Consider the following 18,262-nt stretch of genomic DNA (forward strand, 5'->3'; position numbering starts at 1 on the left):
CCTTTCAGCACGCAGACTTGGCCGCGCGATATTCGCCCGGCGTTCCGCTTTTATCCTTTAGATGCGCCACGCAGCCCGTCTGGCTGGAGACTGCGACGTAAACGAGATGGGCATTGGCGCCCACGAAGACGACGATCGTTGCCGCCGCCAGAATCCAAAGGAGGTGAAACCCTCGCGGGCGGGCGGGCGCGGCATCCGTCATCTAGGGTGCCCTCTTTCCGAGGTCGTCGACATAGAGCGCCAGCACCTTTATCTCGGCCGGCGCCAGCCGCTCGTCCCAGGTCGGCATATGCCCCTGCCGGCCGCCGTGGATGGTCGCGATGATGCGCTGCAGGCTGCCGCCGTAGATCCATCGGTTGTCCGTGAGATTGGGAGCGCCAAGTTCCGGATTGCCCTTGGCGTCCTCGCCATGGCAGGCAATGCAGGTCGTCTGGAAAACCTCGCGGCCCCGGTCCATCTGATCGACGTTGTCGGCGGTGGACACGGCCGGATCGCTAAGGGAGGCAACGTAGCTCGCGACGTCCACTACCTGTCCGGCGTCGAGCATCTCATCGCGGCCGAATGCGGGCATCTGGCCGACGCGGCTTTCCGCATGGCGCGAATTGATGCCTACTGTCAGCGTCTGCGCGATCGCTTCCGGCCCGCCACCCCAGATCCAGTCGTCGTCTGTGAGGTCGGGATAGTTCTCGCGGCCCTTGCCGTCGCGGCCGTGGCAGGCGGCGCAATTGTCGCCGAAGAGCTGATGGCCGTTGACACGCACCGTCTCCATCAGCGGTTCGTCGGCGCGAACCTCGTCGTAGGACAGGCTTTCGATGCGTGAAACCCAAGGGGCCCGCTCCCCGATGCCCTCCGTGATCGACGCCTCGACGGTTGCTTTTTGGTCGGCGCCGAGCACGCCCTTTGTATAAGTCTTGCCGAGTGGCCAGGTAGGCATCAGCACCCACCAGAGCACGGCGAAGATATGCGTGACGATAAGAAAGAGCAGGACGCCGCGCGGAATGGGCGTGTCGAGCTCGCGGATACCGTTCCAGATATGGCCCGTCGTCTTGCGGCCGCTGACGGGGTCGACCTCTTTTACTTCCATGGGCCATCGTCCTCGTCGAAAATCTCCCGCTCCGCCCGTTCGAAACGCTCCCGGTTGGAGGGCAGGAAGGTGTAGATCAGCACGCAGATCGAAAAGCCCATCAGGTAAAACAGGCCCCACAATTTCGCGCCTTCGAGCAGTGTCTCGTGTGTCAGCGCCATCTCGTCACCTCAATTGTCCGGATCCGGCATCTGTTCCGGCGCGGCAGTGTTCTCATAGGCCGCGCGGGTGAGCTGGCCGAGTACCTGGAGATAGGCCACGAGCGCGTCCATCTCCGTCACATTGGTTGTCACACCGTCAAAGGCCGAGACCTGCGTCGCCTCGCCGTAGCGTTCCGTGACGCCGGACGATTGCTCGCTGTCGGGCACGGCCTGGCCATAGGCGTCGCGCGCGGCGTTCTCGATCATCTCGTCGGTATAGGGCACGCCGACGGCACGCTGCGCGCGAAGTGCCAGCGGCAGGTCGGCCAGCTTCAGCGGGTTGGTGCCAAGCCAGCGGTAGGACGGCATGTTGGATTCCGGTACGACGTCGCGCGGATTGTTGAGATGGGCGACGTGCCAGAAATCGGAATATTTGCCGCCGATGCGAGCAAGGTCCGGGCCGGTGCGCTTCGAGCCCCACAGCATCGGGTGATCGTATTTCGATTCGACGGCGAGCGAATAGGGACCGTAGCGCTCCACCTCGTCACGGAGCGTGCGGATCATCTGGCTATGGCAGGCGTAACAGCCTTCACGCACGTAGATGTCGCGGCCGGCAAGTTCCAGCGGCGTATAGAGGCGCATGTCGGAGACGGTCTCGACCGTGTCGTCGATTGTGAAGAGTGGAGCGATCTCCACGATGCCGCCGACGCTTGCGGCGGCGATAATGGCCAGCATGAAGCCCGTTGCGGAGCGTTCGAGTTTCCTGTGCATCAGTTCCGGCATCGGCTACTCCGCAGGCGTGGGGGTTGCGCCGCTGATCTGTCGCTCGTCGCCCGGCGAATCGTCGTCGAGGGCAAGCGTCGCGGCGGCGGGCGTACGAACGGTCATCCAGATATTATAGGCTGCGACGATCGCTCCGATGAGGAAGAGAAGGCCGCCGAAGGCGCGCGCGATGTAATAGGGGTACATCGCCAGCAGCGTGTCCACGAAGGAATAGACGAGGGTGTTGTCTGGAGAATAGGTGCGCCACATGAGACCCTGGATGATACCCGAGTTCCACATGGCGAAGACGTAGATGAGCGTTCCCGCCAGCGCGAGCCAGAAGTGGACCTCGACCAGGATCGCCGAGTGCATCCGCTCCCGCTTCCAGATCGCCGGCACCAGCGTGTAGAGCGAACCGAAGGTGATCATCGCGACCCAGCCGAGCGCGCCAGCGTGAACGTGGCCAACCGTCCAGTCGGTATAGTGAGAAAGGGCGTTGACCGGGCGAATTGCCATGAACGAACCTTCGAAAGTGGAAAGTCCGTAAAAGAACGCCGCCATCATCATGAAACGAAGGGTCGCGTCGTCGCGTACCTTGTGCCAGGCGCCGTTGAGGGTCAGCAGCGCGTTGCCCGCCGAGGCCCAGGAGGGTACAAGCAGCATTACGGAGAAGGTCATGCCGAGGTTCTGCACCCAGTGGGGCAGGGCGGTGTAGTGCAGGTGATGCGAGCCCGCCCACATGTAGAAGAAGGTGATGCCCCAGAAGCTGAGTATCGACAGCCGGTAGGAAAAGATCGGCCGCTCCGCGCGTTTGGGGAGGTAGTAGTAAAGCATTGCCAGGAAGCCGGCGGTCAGGAAAAACGCCACGGCATTGTGCCCGTACCACCATTGCACCATGGAATCCTGCACGCCCGCCCAGATCGTGTAGCTCTTCGCATGAGCAAACGAGAGCGGAACCGCGAGATTGTTCACGATGTGCAGGATGGCTACGACGATGATAAACGCCATGTAGTACCAGTTGGCCACATAAATATGAGGCTCCTTCCGGCGGGCAAGCGTACGCACATAAAGCACGAAATAGGTGACCCAGACGATAACCAGCCAGATATCGGCGTACCATTCGGCTTCCGCATATTCCTTGGACTGGGTAACGCCGAGGAAATAGCCGGAAATCGCAATTAGACAGAAGAGGTTGAAGCCGAGGAGCACGAACCAGGGCGAAAGCTGATCGGCAAGGCGCGCCCGCGATGTTCGCTGAACGACATGGAACGAGGTGGTGATCAGCGCATTGCCGCCGAAGCCGAAGATGACGCCGGACGTATGTGCCGGGCGGATGCGGCCGAAGCTTGCCCACGACGTATCGAAGTTGAGACTGGGCCAGGCGAGCTGCGCGGCTGCCCACACGCCGATGAACATGCCGAAAATCGCCCAGAACAGCGTCAATCCCACGCCGACCTTGATCGGATCGTCATAGTAGCGGGTGAGGCGGGCGGCGCTCGGCGGCGTGCCGAAGGCGCCGGAGAGGAGTAAGAAGAGCAGCGCGAGACAGTAGACGAGAACCATAGCCCCGTGGATGCCGAGCACATCGGATCGTCCCGCAGCGGCCATTGCGATGCCGATGATTGCGAGCACGATCAGGATGATCGCACCGAAGTCCCGTTCCCCCGTCGTGAGTTGCCCCATCTCCGATCTCCCTCACCAACTTCAAGGCACGAGACACTGCAACGCGCTCGTGTTCAGGAACGCATATTGGCAAACCTGAAGTCAAGGACGTGGTGGGATTAAATGAAGTTGGCACGACAATCTCAAGCCAGAACTTGACGAAAATCAAGTTTAGGCCAGAACGGTGCAATGAGACCTCTTTGCGCAGCGGCAATTGCCGAAGCAACGCGGGTAGGCAGCCGGAGAACGCGTTGCCAAAATCCCGCAGTTTTATCAAAGGTACGACTAATTATGAAGCGACTAATTTAGCGAAGGTCTTATTTCTCGTTACGCTGACCGGTTCGCCTAAGGCTTGGGGTCTCGTAGCTAATCTCTACGATAACGTCTTGATTGTTCCAATCACGCGAAGTTCGTCCACGGCTTGGTTGATTAATTCCTCGAGTCTCGAGATCAGCCTGCTGTTATTACCGTCGTCGTTGCGGGAAATCGCATTGATCAAAAATAATAAAGTCTCTCGGTACTCGGCCAAATTGCGAGGTTTGTAGCTCATAATGGCCTCGAAGATCGCCTCGACGCCTTTATCCAAACTATCAAACACGGGACCCTCACAGTGATGGAGAGAATTATACAGTTGTTGCCGCATCTCGTGAAATCTGCCGATCAATGCGATCACCATTCCAGCCTCCTCCATGGGTAAGAGCGTCAACCGTACCACGCTCGATGACGGCGGCCTATCGTTAGGATCAGCGAGCGATCCCCGCCATGTTGGTATGAGATGAGAGGGTCAGCGGCCTTAGGCAAGTTTGCACGCACGGTTCTGCCGACGAGGCGCATCTCTTCCCGTTGTTTGATCAACGTCAAAGAAGGGAGATGCCCCGTCGCCTATCCTTTGCATATGAACGTATGACGTTCGTCAGCAAGGAGAACTTTAGTGCGTATCATAGCAAAGTGCATCGTCGGCGCCGCAGCAACCTTCATCTCGCTTGCCCTTCCGGCGGGTGCGGCAGACTTCGAAGTGCACATGCTCAACAAGGGCGCCGAAGGCGCCATGGTGTTCGAGCCCGCTTTCGTTAAGGTCGCCCCCGGCGATACCGTCACGTTCATTCCCACCGACAAGGGCCACAATGTCGAAACGATCAAAGGTTTCATCCCTGAGGGGGCAGAAGCCTTCAAGAGCAAAATGAACGAGACCTATAAGGTCACCTTCGACAAACCTGGCGCCTATGGCGTCAAATGCACACCGCATGTCGGTATGGGCATGGTGGGCGTCGTCGTGGTCGGCGATGCACCGTCCAACCTCGAGGCCGTCAAAACCGGCAAGCTGCCGAAGAAGGCTCGCGAGCGCATGGATGCGGCCATCGCAGGGCTGGGCCTGTAAACACGCGAACAAATCGAAGAAGAGGGCCGGAGAAAACGATCTCCCTCCGGCTCCTTACGCAATCTCTCTCAACTGAGACATTAAGTACGAGCCGATCCAAAACACGATTGTGTCGTTGGCAGGAACATGAGGACCGGTCGGACTTCGAAATCAACTATGTTCTCGGCCTGAGCTGGCTGGCGGAGCGCCATGACAAAGATCGCAAAAGATGCACCGTCGTCACAACAGAGCTCTTACAAGGAGTTTTTCCTGGACGTGGCGTTTATCGCGAGAACCTTCGATATGAGCGAGGCTCGAGTGCGCGCGCTTATGACGCGGAAGCTCTTCAGGAGCGTCGTGGAGAAGGGCGTGGGCGACGACGACGGTCTCTGGAGGCTGACGCTGCGTTGCGGCAACAGGGCCTGGCAAGGCATTGTGACGAGCAATGGCGATGTCGAACGGCAAACACTCGGTCATGTTCCCGCCACTCGAGATTTGAAGAACAAGCAATCGCGGATTTGAGAGCTATTAGGGAGATTTCCTGACGTTGATAATTCATCCAGATGATCGCGCCCTGTTTTTCAGGCGAGAAGAGCACATTGAGGCCGTCTTCGGCGCTTTGAACAGCCATTCGGCTGTCGATAGCGAACTGCTCGCCGCGATGCTCGAAAGCTTGGAACAAGCCAGCAGCCTGGCATTGGGCAGCCTTCCACAAGACTCACCTCGATTTCCACATCGGCGCTACGGGTGAAGAGCCGCGGTCTTCAGTTTTTCACATTGAAGACCGATGTGTAAAATAGCCCATGCAATTCAAGCAGAGCAGTATTGTCCGCAGCGCTGCAAGATCTTGCTGCCGTCGTCAACTCTGTATCATGTCCCCTGCCAGCTCTTCGAAAGCGGGGCGTGAGACAAGGCGAGGAGATCGATCGCGCGTGCTGCGAGATGGTCGACGATGTCTTCTACTGACTTCGGGTGATGGTAGAACGCGGGAACCGGCGGCATGACGATGGCGCCAATCTCGGTCACTGCGCACATGTTGCGCAAGTGGCCGAGATGTAGCGGAGTTTCTCGCGCAAGCAGCACGAGCCGGCGGCGTTCCTTCAGTTGGACATCAGCGGCGCGCGTCAGCAGTGAATCGTTGCGTCCCGTGGCGATTGCCGAAAGCGTCTGCATGGAGCACGGGGCGACGATCATCCCGCGAACGGGGAATGTGCCGCTTGCGATCGAAGCGCCGATATCTCCGATCGGGTGATGGTGGGTGGCGATGGAGAGGAGGCGAGTCAGTGCCTCCGGACCACATTCGTAATCCACCGTGCGCCGCGCCGCATCGGAGATGACGAGATGCGTTTCGACGGTGGACAGTGACGCGAGCCGTTCGACAATGCGCACACCGAGTGCCGCACCGGAAGCGCCGGAGATACCAATGACGACCCGATTCACCTGCCGGCCTCCCCCAGGCCGAGAGAAGACCAAAGTGCGTCAACCCCAGCCGTCACCTCTGGCGTCATCGTAAGGACCTGACCCCAGTCGCGACCGACTTCCGTGCCGATCTTTGTCGTGGCGTCCAGGCCCAGCTTGCCGCCGAGGCCGGATTTGGGAGAGGCGAAGTCGAGATAGTCGATCGGCGTGTTTTCCACTAGCATAACGTCGCGGCTGGCGTCGAAGCGCGTGGAGAGCGCCCAGATCACGTCCCGCCAGCTTTTGACATCGATGTCGCCATCCACTGCGATGATCAGCTTCGTGTAGCTAAATTGCGGCAGCATCGACCAGAGGCCCATCATGATTCGGCGCGCCTGTCCCGGATATCGTTTGTCGATGGAAACGATCATCGCACGGTAAGAGCAGGCTTCCGGCGGCAGCCACAGATCGAGGATTTCTGGAAACTGGCGTTTTACCCACGGTACGAAGAGTTCGCCCATCGCCTCGCCGAGCCTCGATGGCTCGTCCGGCGGACGGCCGGTATAGGTGGATAGATAGAGCGGGTTCTTGCGCATTGTGATCGCCGTTAGCTTCATCACCGGGAAAGGTTCGACCGAATTGTAATAGCCTGTGTGGTCGCCATACGGGCCTTCCTCGGCAGTCTCAACGGCAGAAACCGTTCCTTCGAGAACGATTTCGGCGCTGGCCGGTACGGGTGTGGGGATAGTCACGCCGCGCGCCGTCTCCTGTCGCCGGCCTTTCAACACACCGGCAAAACTCAATTCGCTCATGCCGTCCGGCAGCGGCATGACGGCTGAAAGGATCGTTGCGGGATCCGCTCCGATAACGACAGCGACCGGCATGTGCTGTCCCAGCGCCTTCCAGAGGCGATGGTGCCGTGCCCCGCCGCGATGCGCCAGCCATCGCATGATCAACCGGTTACGGCCGAGCTTCTGCATGCGGTATATACCAACATTGACGTCGGCAGGATCGTCCGGTGCTCGCGTGATGACGAGGGGCCAACTGACGAGGGGGGCAGGTTCACCCGGCCAGCAGGTCTGGATCGGCAGGTCGTCGAGATTGGCGTCGTCGCCCCGCCAGACGATCTCCTGGCAGGGCGGACGCCGTGTCTCGCGCGGGTTCATCGACAGGGCGGCCCTGAGATTGGGCAGTTTCTGCCAGGCGTCCCGCATGGAGCGCGGCGGCTGCGGCTCGCGAAGGTCGGCAAGGAAGGCCGCGAGGTGTGGCAGCCGGCCGGTCTCAAGGCCGAAACCCCATTCGATGCGCTCGCGTGTGCCGAAGAGATTGGTAAGCAGAGGGATCGGCTGGACCCGACCTTTCCCATCGACCGGCCGTTCGAAGAGCAGCGCCGGCCCGTCCTCGGCCAGCACGCGGCGATGGATTTCCGTAATCTCGTGGACCAGCGAGACGGGCTCGCAAATGCGCTTCAGCCGTGCCCGCCGCTCTAGCAAAGCGACGAAATCCTGGAGGTTGCCAAAATGGCGCGGAATGGGGGCATCGGCTTTCATACCTTTCCTTGCCGGGGAAAAATGGCGCGGTCTTTGACCTGGCGCAAACTCCTTTGCCGCCGGGCTCCCTAGGTTCGGCCTGACGCTTCTCTCCAAGGCTAGCCGCATGCAATCCCTTCCGCTCTTTCTCGCAAAACCGGTCGACGTCGCCCCCCTTTGGCTGGTGGAGCGGGTGGCGCGCCTGATCTTTTCCGGTGTATTGAAGGCCCACCCCGATCTTTTCGAACGGCTCGGCACCTATCGCCAGGCGCGCTACTGCTTTTCCCCGACCGACCTGCCGCTCCATTTCACCGTCGTTCCGGCGGCGCAAACGCTGGCGGTCTCACGCGGGCAGCCGCCGCAAGCCGATGCGCGCGTCGAGGGGCCGCTGCTGCTGCTGCTCGGCCTGCTCGAAGGCCGCTGCGATGCGGATGCGCTGTTCTTCTCGCGCGAGCTTTCGGTTACCGGCGACATGGAGGCCATGCTGGCGCTGCGCAATGCGCTCGACGACAGCGCCATCGACCTGCCGCGCGAACTTGGCAGGCTCGCCGGGCCGCTCTCGTTCCTGGTTGCGGGCACGGCACGATTCATTCGCAGCAAAGCGCTGGAAGGAAGGGACACCACATGGAACTGATCTGCCCCGCCGGCACGCCCGCCGCTTTTCGCGAGGCGGTGGAGGCCGGTGCCGATGCGGTCTATTGCGGCTTTCGCGACGAGACCAATGCCCGTAACTTCCCCGGCCTGAACTTCAGTCGCGAGGAGCTGCGCCAATCGACTGCGCTGGCACAGCGCAAGGGCGTGCAGACCTTCGTCGCGCTCAACACTTTCATGCGGGCGGGCGATGAGGCGCTGTGGTATTCGGCTGCCGACGATGCCGTGGCGCTGGGCGCCGATGCGCTGATCCTGGCCGATTTCGGCCTGATGGCCTATGTGGCGGAAAAATACCCGCAGCAGCGGCTGCACGTCTCCGTCCAGGCGTCTGCCTCGAACGCGGATGCGATCCGTTTCCTCGTCGAAGCCTTCGGGGCCAGGCGCGTCGTGCTGCCACGCGTGCTGACGGTGCAGGACATCGCCCGGCTGACGCGGCAGATCGATTGCGAGGTCGAGGTCTTTGCTTTCGGCGGGCTGTGCGTCATGGCGGAGGGGCGGTGCTCGCTCTCCTCCTATGCCACCGGCAAATCGCCCAACATGAACGGCGTCTGCTCGCCGGCAAGTCATGTGCGCTACCGGCAGGACGGGGCGGATCTCGTTTCCGAACTGGGTGCCTATACGATCAACCGTTTCGGCCCCGGCGAGGCCTCCGGCTATCCGACGCTCTGCAAGGGGCGTTTCGATGTTGGCGGCGTCGAGGGTTATGCCTTCGAGGATCCGGTCTCGCTCGACGTGATCGATGAGATCGACGCGCTGAGGGCGGCCGGCGTCTCGGCACTCAAGATCGAGGGCCGCCAGCGCGGCAAGGCCTATGTCGCGGAAGTGGTGTCCTCGCTGAAGAAGGCACTTGACGCGACGCCTGCGGAACGGGCCGTGCTCGTCGCCCGGTTGCGAACGATGAGCGAGGGTCAACGCACCACCGCCGGCGCCTATGACAAGCGCTGGCGATAGGAGACGAGATGACGACAAATGCGGGCAAGCCGGCGCTCAGCCTCGGGCCGGTCTATTTCCTTTGGGACGGGCCGAAATGGCGCGATTTCTATTTCCGCATCGCGGACGAGGCGGCGGTCGAGCATGTGACGCTCGGCGAAACGGTCTGTTCCAAACGCCAGCATTTCAGCGAGCCGCATATCGCCGAGGTCGTCGAGCGGCTGGAGGCGGCCGGCAAGCGGGTGACGCTTTCCTCCCTCGCCATGGTGACGCTGCCGCGGGAAAGCCGCCATGTGCGCGACCTGATCGCCGACAGCATCCACCCCATCGAAGCCAACGACCTTTCGGCGCTCGGCCTCCTCAAGGGCAGGCCGCATGCGATCGGGCCGCTGGTCAACGTCTACAATGCGGCGACCGCGCGGCTGCTCGCCGCCCGCGGGGCGCAAAACATCTGCCTGCCGCCGGAACTGCCGGCTGCATCCATCCATCCGATGCTGGCGGCCATGCCGGACTTCTCCTTCGAGATTTTTGCCTTCGGCCGCATGCCTCTCGCCATCTCGGCGCGCTGCGCCCATGCACGCTCCAAGGGGCTGACGAAGGACAATTGCCAGTTCGTCTGCGGCGAGGAACCCGACAGCCTGCCGCTGCGCACGCTCGACCGCCAGTCCTTCCTCGTGCTGAACGGCGTGCAGACCATGTCGAACAGTTGCGTGGTGCTTGTCGACGATCTGGCGCCGCTGGTCGAGGCGGGTCTTTCACGCATCCGGCTGTCGCCGCAGGATTGCGACATGGTCGAGGTGGCGGGCCTCTACCGTGCGCTGCTCAATGGCCGGATCGACGGCGAAGAGGCGATCGCGGGCCTGGCAAGGGTCTATCCCGGCGTGCGCTTCTCGAATGGCTTCCTGCACAGGCAGGAGGGCGCGGCCTGGGTTTCGCGCGGGCGGAATGCGGCGACGGGACGCGACTGAGGGGCGGCTCAGGCGAAGACGTCGCGCGCTTCCGCCTTTGCCGAGAGAAGCGCTTCCAGGATCATCTGTTCCGAGAAGACGTGGCGGCGCAGGCTCTCCTGGAAGCCGCCGATCATGCGCGAAACCGTCTGCGGCGAGAGCCCGCAGCGATCGTCGGCGACGGCCTTCAGCGTCAGCGACAGTTCGTCGGCCGCGAGCCGGTCGCATCGGTGCTCCGCCTTCAGCCGCTCGATCGCGATAGCGGCGAAACACGAGCCGGCGTGCCGGTCGAAATCGGGAAAGAGCAGGCGTTCCTCAAGCTCGTGCACGGCGCCGAGGAGCGGCGGAACGGTATCGGCAAGCTCGCACAGCTCTCCGGCCAGCCCCGGCTCGCCCGCCGCCGCTTCAAGGCGCAGGCACAGGTCGAGCAGGTCGCGATGAAGCGCTTCGAGCCGGCCGATATCGGCGGCGGCAAGGGTTGGGACGTTCATCACCGCCTCCTACTGGCCGAAGAACAGCACGGCGGCGATGACCACCGAGGCGCCGACGGCAGAGAACGTTCCGGCTCCCTGCAGCACGCCCATGCGATAGAGCATCAGGGCGAAGCCGGCGATGACCGGCGCCGCGACGAGGAGGCCGAACTGCGCATCCGTCATGGAAGTCATGGAAGGGTCCTTTCGTTTTGCCGCCATCATGCAGCACCCGCCATCGCCGCTCTTTGTGCCGGCGCAAAGAAGGCCGCGGGCGCCTGCGCTAGGAAAGGCCATGGCGACGATAGACGATATGGACATGGCGGTCCGGAAGGCTAGGAGCGGGGAAGGCGATTGCCTGCTGCTCTGGATCCTGGTGTGGAGCGAGCTTGCCGCCTTCGGCGCGCTGCTCGTCGCCTTTCTGGTGACGACGGTGGTGGATGCCGGCGGCGCGTCCCTTCTCCGCTCGCATCTCCATCCGGGGCTTGCGGCCCTCAACACCGTGCTTCTCGTCTCCAGCGGCTGGCAGGCGGCGCTGGCGGTTCGCGGCGGCGCGGGTGCGGTCCGCCGTCCCCTCATGCTTGCGGCGCTTTTCGGCCTCGCCTTCGCGGCGGTGAAGATCGCCGAATATACGGTGGAAATCCGCTCCGGCATCGGCGGAGCCGGCACGCTTGCGGAACTCTATTTCCTCGTCACCGGCTTCCACCTGCTGCATGTCGTCTTCGGCACGGGCATCCTCCTCCTCGTCGCCTGGCGTCCGTCGCGGGCCAATGTCGTAATGATCGCGACGCTGTGGCACGTGATCGACCTCGTCTGGCTCGTGATGTTCCCCATCGTCTATCTCACCTGAGGCAGCCATGACCCGACAGGCCCGCGAACAGTTCATCGCCACCCTTGCCATGCTGCTGACGCTCGCCCTCGGCGGTGCCTTCGTCGGCGGCCTCGGCGGCGGCCTGCTGGTGCCGATCGCCGCCGTGCTCGTCATGGCCTATGCGAAGGGACGTATCGTCATCCTCGATTTCCTGGAGCTGCGGGCGCAGCGCGGCGTCCTCCGATCCGCGCTGCTCGCCTGGCCGGCGGTGCTGCTCTCGCTCGCGCTCCTGCGCGCCGTCGCCGTCGCGCTCATCGGCTGACGAACCGCGCTGATCTTTGCCTGCGCGCAAAGAAGCCTTTTCATGCGGCGCTAGAACGGAGCGTCCCGCATCGTCGGCGAGGGGATCGCCGGCACCCAGTTTCGCGGGGTTTGACGCCGGTGCCCGAGGGGTTCTGGCCAAGGAAAGGACCAGGGGATGGCAGAGCGCCTAACCAAGACCGGGGCCCGCAACGTCTTCTATGGCGGGTCCATCTTCTTCTTCACGATCTTCGTGGGGCTGACCGCCCATTCGCATTACTACATGCGCACGGTATCCACCGACGAGACGACACTGACCGACAGCGTCGCGCGCGGCAAACACGTCTGGGAAAAGAACGCCTGTATCAACTGCCACACGCTGCTGGGTGAGGGCGCCTATTTCGCGCCCGAGCTCGGCAATGTGTGGAAGCGCTATGGCGGCGTGGAAGACCCGGAGGGCGCACGCGAGGCGCTGAAGGCCTGGATGGCCGCCCAGCCGAGCGGTGCGGAAGGCCGGCGGCAGATGCCGCAGTTCAACCTTACCGAACAGGAGGTCAACGACCTCGCCGACTTCCTCGAATGGACGAGCAAGATCAAGACCCAGAACTGGCCGCCGAACGATGCCGGTTGACCGATTGCGCTCAGGAGACACGACATGAAATATCAAACGCAAAAGGTCGCGATGCTGTATTTTTACGGCGCGCTCGGCCTCTTCCTCGCCCAGGTACTCTTCGGCGTCGTGGCCGGCACGATCTATGTGCTGCCCAATACACTGTCCGAACTCTTGCCCTTCAACATCGTGCGCATGATCCACACCAATGCGCTCGTCGTCTGGCTGCTCATGGGCTTCATGGGCGCCACCTACTACATGATCCCCGAGGAGACCGAGACGGAGCTTTACAGCCCCAGGCTCGCGATCGCGCAGTTCTGGATGTTCTTCGTCGCGGCGGGCCTGACGGTCGTCGGCTACATGTTCCGCATCCATGAAGGCCGCGAATTCCTCGAGCAGACCTTCATCGCCAAGGTCGGTATCGTCGTGGTCGTGCTGATGTTCCTGTTCAACATCACGATGACGGCGCTGAAGGGCCGCAAGACCACGGTCATCAACATCCTGCTCTTCGGTCTCTGGGGTCTGGCGCTGTTCTTCCTCTTCGCCTTCTACAACCCGGCGAACCTCGCGCTCGACAAGATGTACTGGTGGTACGTCATCCATCTGTGGGTCGAGGGTGTCTGGGAGCTGATCATGGCCTCCGTGCTCGCCTTCCTGATGATCAAGCTTAACGGCATCGACCGCGAGGTCGTGGAAAAGTGGCTCTATGTCATCGTCGGCCTGGCGCTCTTCTCGGGCATTCTGGGTACCGGCCACCACTATTACTGGATCGGCGCGCCGGGCTACTGGCAGTGGATCGGCTCGCTGTTCTCGACGCTGGAAGTGGCGCCCTTCTTCACCATGGTCATCTTCACCTTCGTGATGACCTGGAAGGCCGGCCGCAACCATCCGAACAAGGCGGCCCTGCTGTGGTCGATCGGCTGCTCGGTCATGGCCTTCTTCGGCGCGGGCGTCTGGGGCTTCCTGCACACGCTGTCGTCGGTGAACTACTACAGCCACGGCACGCAGATGACGGCCGCCCACGGACACCTCGCCTTCTTCGGCGCCTATGTGATGCTGAACCTTGCCATGATGGCCTATGCCATCCCGGAGATCCGTGGTCGCCAGCCCTATAACCAGTGGCTCTCGATCGTCAGCTTCTGGATCATGTGCACAGCCATGTCGGTCATGACCTTCGCGCTTACCTTTGCGGGCGTCGTGCAGATCCACCTCCAGCGTGTGCTCGGCGAAAGCTTCATGGACGTGCAGGACCAGCTGGCACTGTTCTACTGGGTCCGCCTCGGCTCGGGCGTGGTCGTGCTCGTCTCGGCGCTGATGTTCATCTGGGCCGTGCTGGTGCCCGGCCGTGAGCGTACCGACAGCCTCACGCGGATGGTCCAACCCGCCGAGTGAGCGCTGGCCGGCCCCGTCATCCCACGGGGCCGGCACTTTTCCTCTATAAGACTTGGAGATCGAAATGACCGTCATGCTCAAGGCCGCCCGCGCGGATATTCCGGCTTACAGTCCCTCCGGCAACGAATGCGAACTGTTCGAAAAGGCGTGGGTACGCCAGCTTCCCCTGCTGCTGAAAGGCCCGACCGGTTGCGGCAAGACCCGCTTCGTCAGCCACATGGCGGCAAAGCTCAACCTGCCGCTCTCGACGGTCTCCTGCCATGACGACCTCTCCGCCGCCGATCTGACCGGCCGCTATCTGCTAAAGGGTGGCGATACCGTCTGGGTCGATGGTCCCCTGACGCGCGCGGTGCGCGAGGGCGGCGTGTGTTATCTCGACGAGATCGTCGAGGCGCGCAAGGACGTTGCCGTGGTGCTGCACCCGCTGACCGACGACCGCCGCATCCTGCCTTTGGAGCGCACCGGCGAGGTGCTGGAAGCGCCTGTCGGCTTCATGCTCGTCGTTTCCTACAATCCAGGCTACCAGAACCTCTTGAAGGCCCTGAAGCCTTCCACCCGCCAGCGTTTCGTTGCAATCGAGTTCGATTTCCTGCCGAAGGCCGCCGAGATCGCCGTCGTCGCCACGGAAAGCGGGCTGGACGAGGCGCGCGTCGCGCCGCTGGTCGCACTGGCGCACCGGCTGCGCGCGTTGAAGGGCCACGACCTCGAAGAGGGCGTCTCGACGCGCCTGCTCGTCTATTGTGCCTGCCTTATCGACAGCGGTATGGGCGTGCGCGAGGCTGTGCGCGCGGCGATGATCGAGCCCTTGACCGACGAACCCGATGTGCGCGCCGCCCTCCTCGAAATTGCCGATGCGATGATCCGGTGAGGTCTGACCATGCTGGATTTTCTGGAGCTTGAGGAGACTGTCGGCCGCGCCTGGCACCGGCTGGTCGGCAAGACTGGCAGTTGGCCGCGCCATCCGGACCAGGCGGTGCGGCTGGAGGATATCCGCCCGGTGCTCGCCGTCTGCTTTCGCGGTTTCGGCGGGGAGGGCGCGGTGCAGATCGCGCCGGCGCGTGGGCGCACCTCGACGCATCGGTTGCGGTTGCGCCAGCGCATGGGGCTTGGCGAGGAGAAGCTGGTGCAGCCCGGCCGCGACCACGCGACCGTCATGCTGCCCGGCGCAGTCGACCTTTTCCCGGAGCGCGCACTCAACCGCGATCTCTATGTCTGGCTCGCCGCCGCCATGGCTGCGATGCCGCTCGAGCCTGTTGCCGAAAGTGACCCGCTGCTGCGGGACCTTGCCATTCTCCAGCGCGCGGAAGCGATGGTGAAAGCGGTACTTGCGGCCTTTCCCGGCCTCGCAAAGCGCTACCTCCGGCTTTCATCAGCCATGCTGGACGCGCGCCAGCACCGCCCGCTTCCCTCCGTCGAGCGCCATGTCGAGAACCGCATTCTCAGCCTGCTGCGCGAAGGCGCGGGGCTTGCCGACGAGATGCTGCCGGTGATTTTTCCGCATCGTGCACCTGCCGGCTATCTGCCGATGCTTCCCGTGCCGCTCTGGCCGGATGCGCTGTGGCGCGAGGAGGGTGAGGGACGCGGTGATGAAGACCAGCCGGCCACGGGAACAAACCCCGACGCACCGGAAACGGAGCGTCATGTGGCGCTGCGCGAGAAGGCGGAGAACCGCAAGAGCGAACGCAGCCCCTTCATTCTCAACCGCTTCGAGAAGATTTTGGCGATGGCCGAGATGGTCAATGTCGACCGCCCCGGCGACGACAGCGACGACCACGATTCCTCGGCTGCCGATGAACTCGACGACATGACGCTCGGCGAGCGCAAGGGGCGTCCCGCCGCGCGCTTCCGCTTCGATCTCGACCTGCCGCCGGAAGCGCTCGACCGCACGCGGCTGACGGGCGAGTTCACCTATCCCGAATGGGATTATCGCACGGCCACCTATCTGCCGGACCATTGCCGCGTGCTGGCCGCGCCCGCGCCGGATGCGGCCGAGATCCCGGAGACCGATGCCGATACGAAAAGCCTCATCCGCCGTGTGCGCCGGCAATTCGAGGTGCTGCGGCCGCGCCATGAAATGCTGCGTGCGCAGCTCGACGGCGCCGAACTCGACCTTGATGCGGTGGTCAGGGCGCGCAGCGATCTCGCCGCCGGCGGGCAGGGCAGCGATCGCATCCACCTGATGAGCCGGCCGCAGGCGCATGACCTCGCCGTCACCATCCTGGTGGACGTGTCGCTCTCCACTGATGCCTGGTTCGACAACCGCCGGGTGCTCGACGTGGAGAAGGAGGCGCTGCTGGTTCTGTCCCATGGCCTCGCGGCCTGCGGCGATAGCCATTCCATCCTCACCTTCACCTCGCGCCGCCGCTCCTGGGTGCGCGTCGAGACGGTCAAGGATTTCGGCGAGCCGATGGGCCATGGCGTCGAGGCGCGCATCGCGGCGCTGAAGCCGGGTTTCTACACTCGCATCGGCCCGGCGATCCGCCATGCGGCGGCGAAGCTGCGCGCGCAGCCGAACCGCCGCAAGCTGCTGCTGATCCTGACGGACGGCAAGCCGAACGACGTCGATCACTACGAGGGGCGTTTCGCGCTGGAGGATAGCCGCCGCGCCGTCAACGACGCGCGGCGCACGGGCCTTGGCGTCTTCGGCGTGACGGTCGACCGGGAGGCGCAAGCCTATGTGCCCGCCATCTTCGGCCGCAACGGCTACGCCATTGTCAGTAATATCGCCCGGCTGCCAGCGGCGCTGCCGGCGATCTATCGCGGTCTTGTGGGATAGAGGACACAGGATCTGCGAGAAAGGCCCGGCGTGCCGCACCACGCCGGGCCTTTTGCGTTCAGGCAGCCTTGCTGTGCGTGCGGGCCGACTGGTCGATATAGGCGTCGAAGGCGGCAGCGACGGCGCGGATGATGAAACGATGATCCTGCCGCACCGTGACCGTGCCGCCGCTTATATCGACGGCGCCGTCATCAGCGAGCGCTGCCAGCCGCGCATTGCCGTCCAAAAGGGGGGCCGCGTCGAAACCGTGACGGGCGGCGATGGTTGTGATGTCGGCGCGGAAATTGCACATCAGCCGTTCGATGATTTCGGCGCGCAGCCGGTCTTCGGCAGTCAGCCGGTATCCCTTGACGGTGGCCAACCGACCCGAGGCGATGCGCTGGGCATAGAGGCCGGGCGGCACCTCGTTCTGGACATAACCATCCGGCGTGCGGCCGATGGACGAGGCGCCGAAGCCGATCAGCGTTTCGCAGGTATCCGTCGTATAGCCCTGGAAGTTGCGCCGCAGCCGGCCGCGTTTTGCGGCGATCGCGAGATCATCGCTCGGGAGCGCATAGTGGTCGAGACCGATGCGAACATAGCCGGCGGCAACGAGTGTTTCGGCAATCGCCTCCGCCTGCGCGGCGCGTGCGGCGGCATCGGGCAGCGCGCGTTCGTCGATCAGCCGCTGGTGCTTCTTGAAGGAGGGGATGTGGGCATAGCCAAAGACGGCGAAACGCTCCGGCCGCATGGCGACCGCCGCCTTCGCCGTGTCGATGCAGGATTGCACCGTCTGGTGCGGCAGGCCGTAGATGAGGTCGAAATTGATGCCACCGACACCGGCCGCGCGCAGCCGGGTCACGGCCTCGGCGGTCTGCGCCTCGCTCTGTATGCGGTTGATCGCCTTCTGCACGACGGGATCGAAACTCTGCACGCCGAGGCTCGCGCGGGTGACGCCCGCCTCGCCGAGCGCTGCCGCCATCTCTGCCGTCAGCGTGCGCGGGTCGATCTCCACCGCGATCTCCGCGCCGGCAACGAGGCCGAAGCGGGCGCGCAGCAGGCCGATGAGATCGCGGAACTCCTCCGGCTGCATGATCGTCGGCGTGCCGCCGCCGAAATGGATGTGTTTCATCTTGATGCGGTTTTCCACCCGGTCGGAGACGAGGCCGATCTCCTGTCGCAGCATGTCGAGATAGTCGAGGATCGGCGCGTCCTTCTGGGTGATGGTGGTGTGGCAACCGCAATACCAGCACATGGACCGACAGAAGGGGATGTGCAGGTAGAGCGAGGCCTCGGTGCCCGGCTTGATGTTAGACAGCCAGTCGCCATAGGTGCCGGCGCCGACGACGGGAGCGAAGGCGGGCGCGGTCGGATAGCTCGTATAGCGCGGCAGCCGCGCCTCTCCGTATTTCTCGATCAGGGCCTGTTGCATGGCGCGTTCCTTTTCGTGTGTCGATTGCGGAA

At 63.3% G+C, this 18,262-nt stretch carries 22 protein-coding genes; 11 read left to right on the forward strand and 11 right to left on the reverse strand.

Annotated features, from left to right (window positions below; genetic code table 11):
* Window positions 1-4: 4 nt before the first annotated feature.
* The 6 genes from GB927_RS31525 to GB927_RS31550 all read right to left on the reverse strand — a co-directional run bounded on the left by GB927_RS31525 (window position 5) and on the right by GB927_RS31550 (window position 4,324).
* On the reverse strand, window positions 5-202 hold the full coding sequence (locus GB927_RS31525) for a hypothetical protein (RefSeq protein WP_160862007.1): 198 nt from the start codon (window positions 200-202) through the stop codon (window positions 5-7).
* On the reverse strand, window positions 203-1,084 hold the full coding sequence (ccoP, locus tag GB927_RS31530) for a cytochrome-c oxidase, cbb3-type subunit III (protein WP_160862008.1): 882 nt from the start codon (window positions 1,082-1,084) through the stop codon (window positions 203-205).
* Window positions 1,075-1,245, reverse strand: a complete 171-nt coding sequence (locus GB927_RS31535; protein WP_160862009.1) for a CcoQ/FixQ family Cbb3-type cytochrome c oxidase assembly chaperone — start codon at window positions 1,243-1,245, stop codon at window positions 1,075-1,077. Before GB927_RS31535 ends, ccoP begins: the two co-directional genes overlap by 10 nt.
* A 9-nt stretch (window positions 1,246-1,254) precedes the next feature.
* Window positions 1,255-2,007 carry a cytochrome-c oxidase, cbb3-type subunit II gene (gene ccoO / locus GB927_RS31540; protein ID WP_160862010.1) on the reverse strand — a complete coding sequence of 251 codons (753 nt, stop codon included), beginning with the start codon at window positions 2,005-2,007 and terminating at the stop codon, window positions 1,255-1,257.
* 3 nt (window positions 2,008-2,010) lie between these two features.
* Entirely contained in the window at window positions 2,011-3,669 is a 1,659-nt protein-coding gene (ccoN, locus tag GB927_RS31545) for a cytochrome-c oxidase, cbb3-type subunit I (RefSeq protein ID WP_160862011.1), read from the reverse strand.
* A gap of 352 nt (window positions 3,670-4,021) precedes the next feature.
* Window positions 4,022-4,324: a hypothetical protein gene (locus GB927_RS31550; RefSeq protein ID WP_256121174.1), complete on the reverse strand. Its 303-nt coding sequence runs from the start codon at window positions 4,322-4,324 to the stop codon at window positions 4,022-4,024.
* 255 nt (window positions 4,325-4,579) lie between these two features.
* On the opposite strand from GB927_RS31550, the gene GB927_RS31555 reads away from it, so the two are divergent.
* Both GB927_RS31555 and GB927_RS31560 read left to right on the forward strand, forming a co-directional pair.
* Window positions 4,580-5,026 (forward strand): pseudoazurin, encoded by a 447-nt coding sequence (locus GB927_RS31555; RefSeq protein WP_439655547.1) that lies wholly within the window; start codon window positions 4,580-4,582, stop codon window positions 5,024-5,026.
* 189 nt (window positions 5,027-5,215) lie between these two features.
* Window positions 5,216-5,527, forward strand: a complete 312-nt coding sequence (locus GB927_RS31560; RefSeq protein ID WP_256121175.1) for a DUF6522 family protein — start codon at window positions 5,216-5,218, stop codon at window positions 5,525-5,527.
* Window positions 5,528-5,875: 348 nt separating this feature from the next.
* Here GB927_RS31560 and GB927_RS31565 read toward each other — a convergent pair whose 3' ends face one another.
* Window positions 5,876-6,445 carry a UbiX family flavin prenyltransferase gene (locus GB927_RS31565; RefSeq protein WP_160862014.1) on the reverse strand — a complete coding sequence of 190 codons (570 nt, stop codon included), beginning with the start codon at window positions 6,443-6,445 and terminating at the stop codon, window positions 5,876-5,878.
* Window positions 6,442-7,953: a UbiD family decarboxylase gene (locus tag GB927_RS31570; protein WP_256121176.1), complete on the reverse strand. Its 1,512-nt coding sequence runs from the start codon at window positions 7,951-7,953 to the stop codon at window positions 6,442-6,444. The genes GB927_RS31565 and GB927_RS31570 overlap by 4 nt, the downstream gene beginning before the upstream one ends.
* Before the next feature lie 106 nt (window positions 7,954-8,059).
* Here GB927_RS31570 and ubiT point away from each other — a divergent pair, with 106 nt between their 5' ends.
* From ubiT to ubiV, 3 genes are read left to right on the forward strand one after another with little or no spacing between them, the layout of a single operon-like run.
* Window positions 8,060-8,566 (forward strand): ubiquinone anaerobic biosynthesis accessory factor UbiT, encoded by a 507-nt coding sequence (ubiT, locus tag GB927_RS31575; protein ID WP_160862016.1) that lies wholly within the window; start codon window positions 8,060-8,062, stop codon window positions 8,564-8,566.
* A complete protein-coding gene (gene ubiU, locus GB927_RS31580) occupies window positions 8,557-9,534 on the forward strand; it encodes a ubiquinone anaerobic biosynthesis protein UbiU (protein WP_160862017.1) in 978 nt (325 codons plus the stop codon). Before ubiT ends, ubiU begins: the two co-directional genes overlap by 10 nt.
* 8 nt (window positions 9,535-9,542) lie before the next feature.
* A complete protein-coding gene (gene ubiV / locus GB927_RS31585; protein ID WP_160862018.1) occupies window positions 9,543-10,481 on the forward strand; it encodes a ubiquinone anaerobic biosynthesis protein UbiV in 939 nt (312 codons plus the stop codon).
* An 8-nt stretch (window positions 10,482-10,489) separates the two neighbouring features.
* On the opposite strand, the gene GB927_RS31590 is transcribed toward ubiV, so the two are convergent.
* Together GB927_RS31590 and GB927_RS31595 are read right to left on the reverse strand one after the other, a co-directional pair.
* Window positions 10,490-10,951 carry a hemerythrin domain-containing protein gene (locus GB927_RS31590; protein WP_256121177.1) on the reverse strand — a complete coding sequence of 154 codons (462 nt, stop codon included), beginning with the start codon at window positions 10,949-10,951 and terminating at the stop codon, window positions 10,490-10,492.
* Between the two features lie 9 nt (window positions 10,952-10,960).
* The gene (locus GB927_RS31595; protein ID WP_202402867.1) at window positions 10,961-11,125 is read right to left on the reverse strand and encodes a hypothetical protein; all 165 of its coding nucleotides are present in this window, start codon (window positions 11,123-11,125) and stop codon (window positions 10,961-10,963) included.
* Window positions 11,126-11,225: 100 nt separating this feature from the next.
* On the opposite strand from GB927_RS31595, the gene GB927_RS31600 reads away from it, so the two are divergent.
* From GB927_RS31600 to GB927_RS31625, 6 genes are all read left to right on the forward strand, one after another.
* Window positions 11,226-11,780 carry a cytochrome c oxidase subunit 3 gene (locus GB927_RS31600; RefSeq protein ID WP_420853720.1) on the forward strand — a complete coding sequence of 185 codons (555 nt, stop codon included), beginning with the start codon at window positions 11,226-11,228 and terminating at the stop codon, window positions 11,778-11,780.
* Between the two features lie 7 nt (window positions 11,781-11,787).
* Window positions 11,788-12,063, forward strand: coding sequence for a cytochrome C oxidase subunit IV family protein (locus GB927_RS31605; RefSeq protein WP_160862021.1), 276 nt, complete (start codon window positions 11,788-11,790; stop codon window positions 12,061-12,063).
* Window positions 12,064-12,219: 156 nt separating this feature from the next.
* On the forward strand, window positions 12,220-12,672 hold the full coding sequence (locus GB927_RS31610; RefSeq protein ID WP_160862022.1) for a c-type cytochrome: 453 nt from the start codon (window positions 12,220-12,222) through the stop codon (window positions 12,670-12,672).
* 24 nt (window positions 12,673-12,696) lie between these two features.
* Window positions 12,697-14,043 carry a nitric-oxide reductase large subunit gene (locus GB927_RS31615; RefSeq protein WP_256121178.1) on the forward strand — a complete coding sequence of 449 codons (1,347 nt, stop codon included), beginning with the start codon at window positions 12,697-12,699 and terminating at the stop codon, window positions 14,041-14,043.
* Between the two features lie 64 nt (window positions 14,044-14,107).
* A complete protein-coding gene (locus GB927_RS31620) occupies window positions 14,108-14,911 on the forward strand; it encodes a CbbQ/NirQ/NorQ/GpvN family protein (RefSeq protein ID WP_160862024.1) in 804 nt (267 codons plus the stop codon).
* A gap of 9 nt (window positions 14,912-14,920) precedes the next feature.
* Window positions 14,921-16,819 carry a nitric oxide reductase activation protein NorD gene (locus GB927_RS31625; RefSeq protein ID WP_256121179.1) on the forward strand — a complete coding sequence of 633 codons (1,899 nt, stop codon included), beginning with the start codon at window positions 14,921-14,923 and terminating at the stop codon, window positions 16,817-16,819.
* A gap of 58 nt (window positions 16,820-16,877) precedes the next feature.
* Here GB927_RS31625 and hemN read toward each other — a convergent pair whose 3' ends face one another.
* Window positions 16,878-18,230: an oxygen-independent coproporphyrinogen III oxidase gene (hemN, locus tag GB927_RS31630; RefSeq protein WP_117372375.1), complete on the reverse strand. Its 1,353-nt coding sequence runs from the start codon at window positions 18,228-18,230 to the stop codon at window positions 16,878-16,880.
* Window positions 18,231-18,262: the final 32 nt, after the last annotated feature.

The sequence above is a fragment of the Shinella lacus genome, from assembly GCF_010994755.1.
Classification (GTDB): domain Bacteria; phylum Pseudomonadota; class Alphaproteobacteria; order Rhizobiales; family Rhizobiaceae; genus Shinella; species Shinella lacus.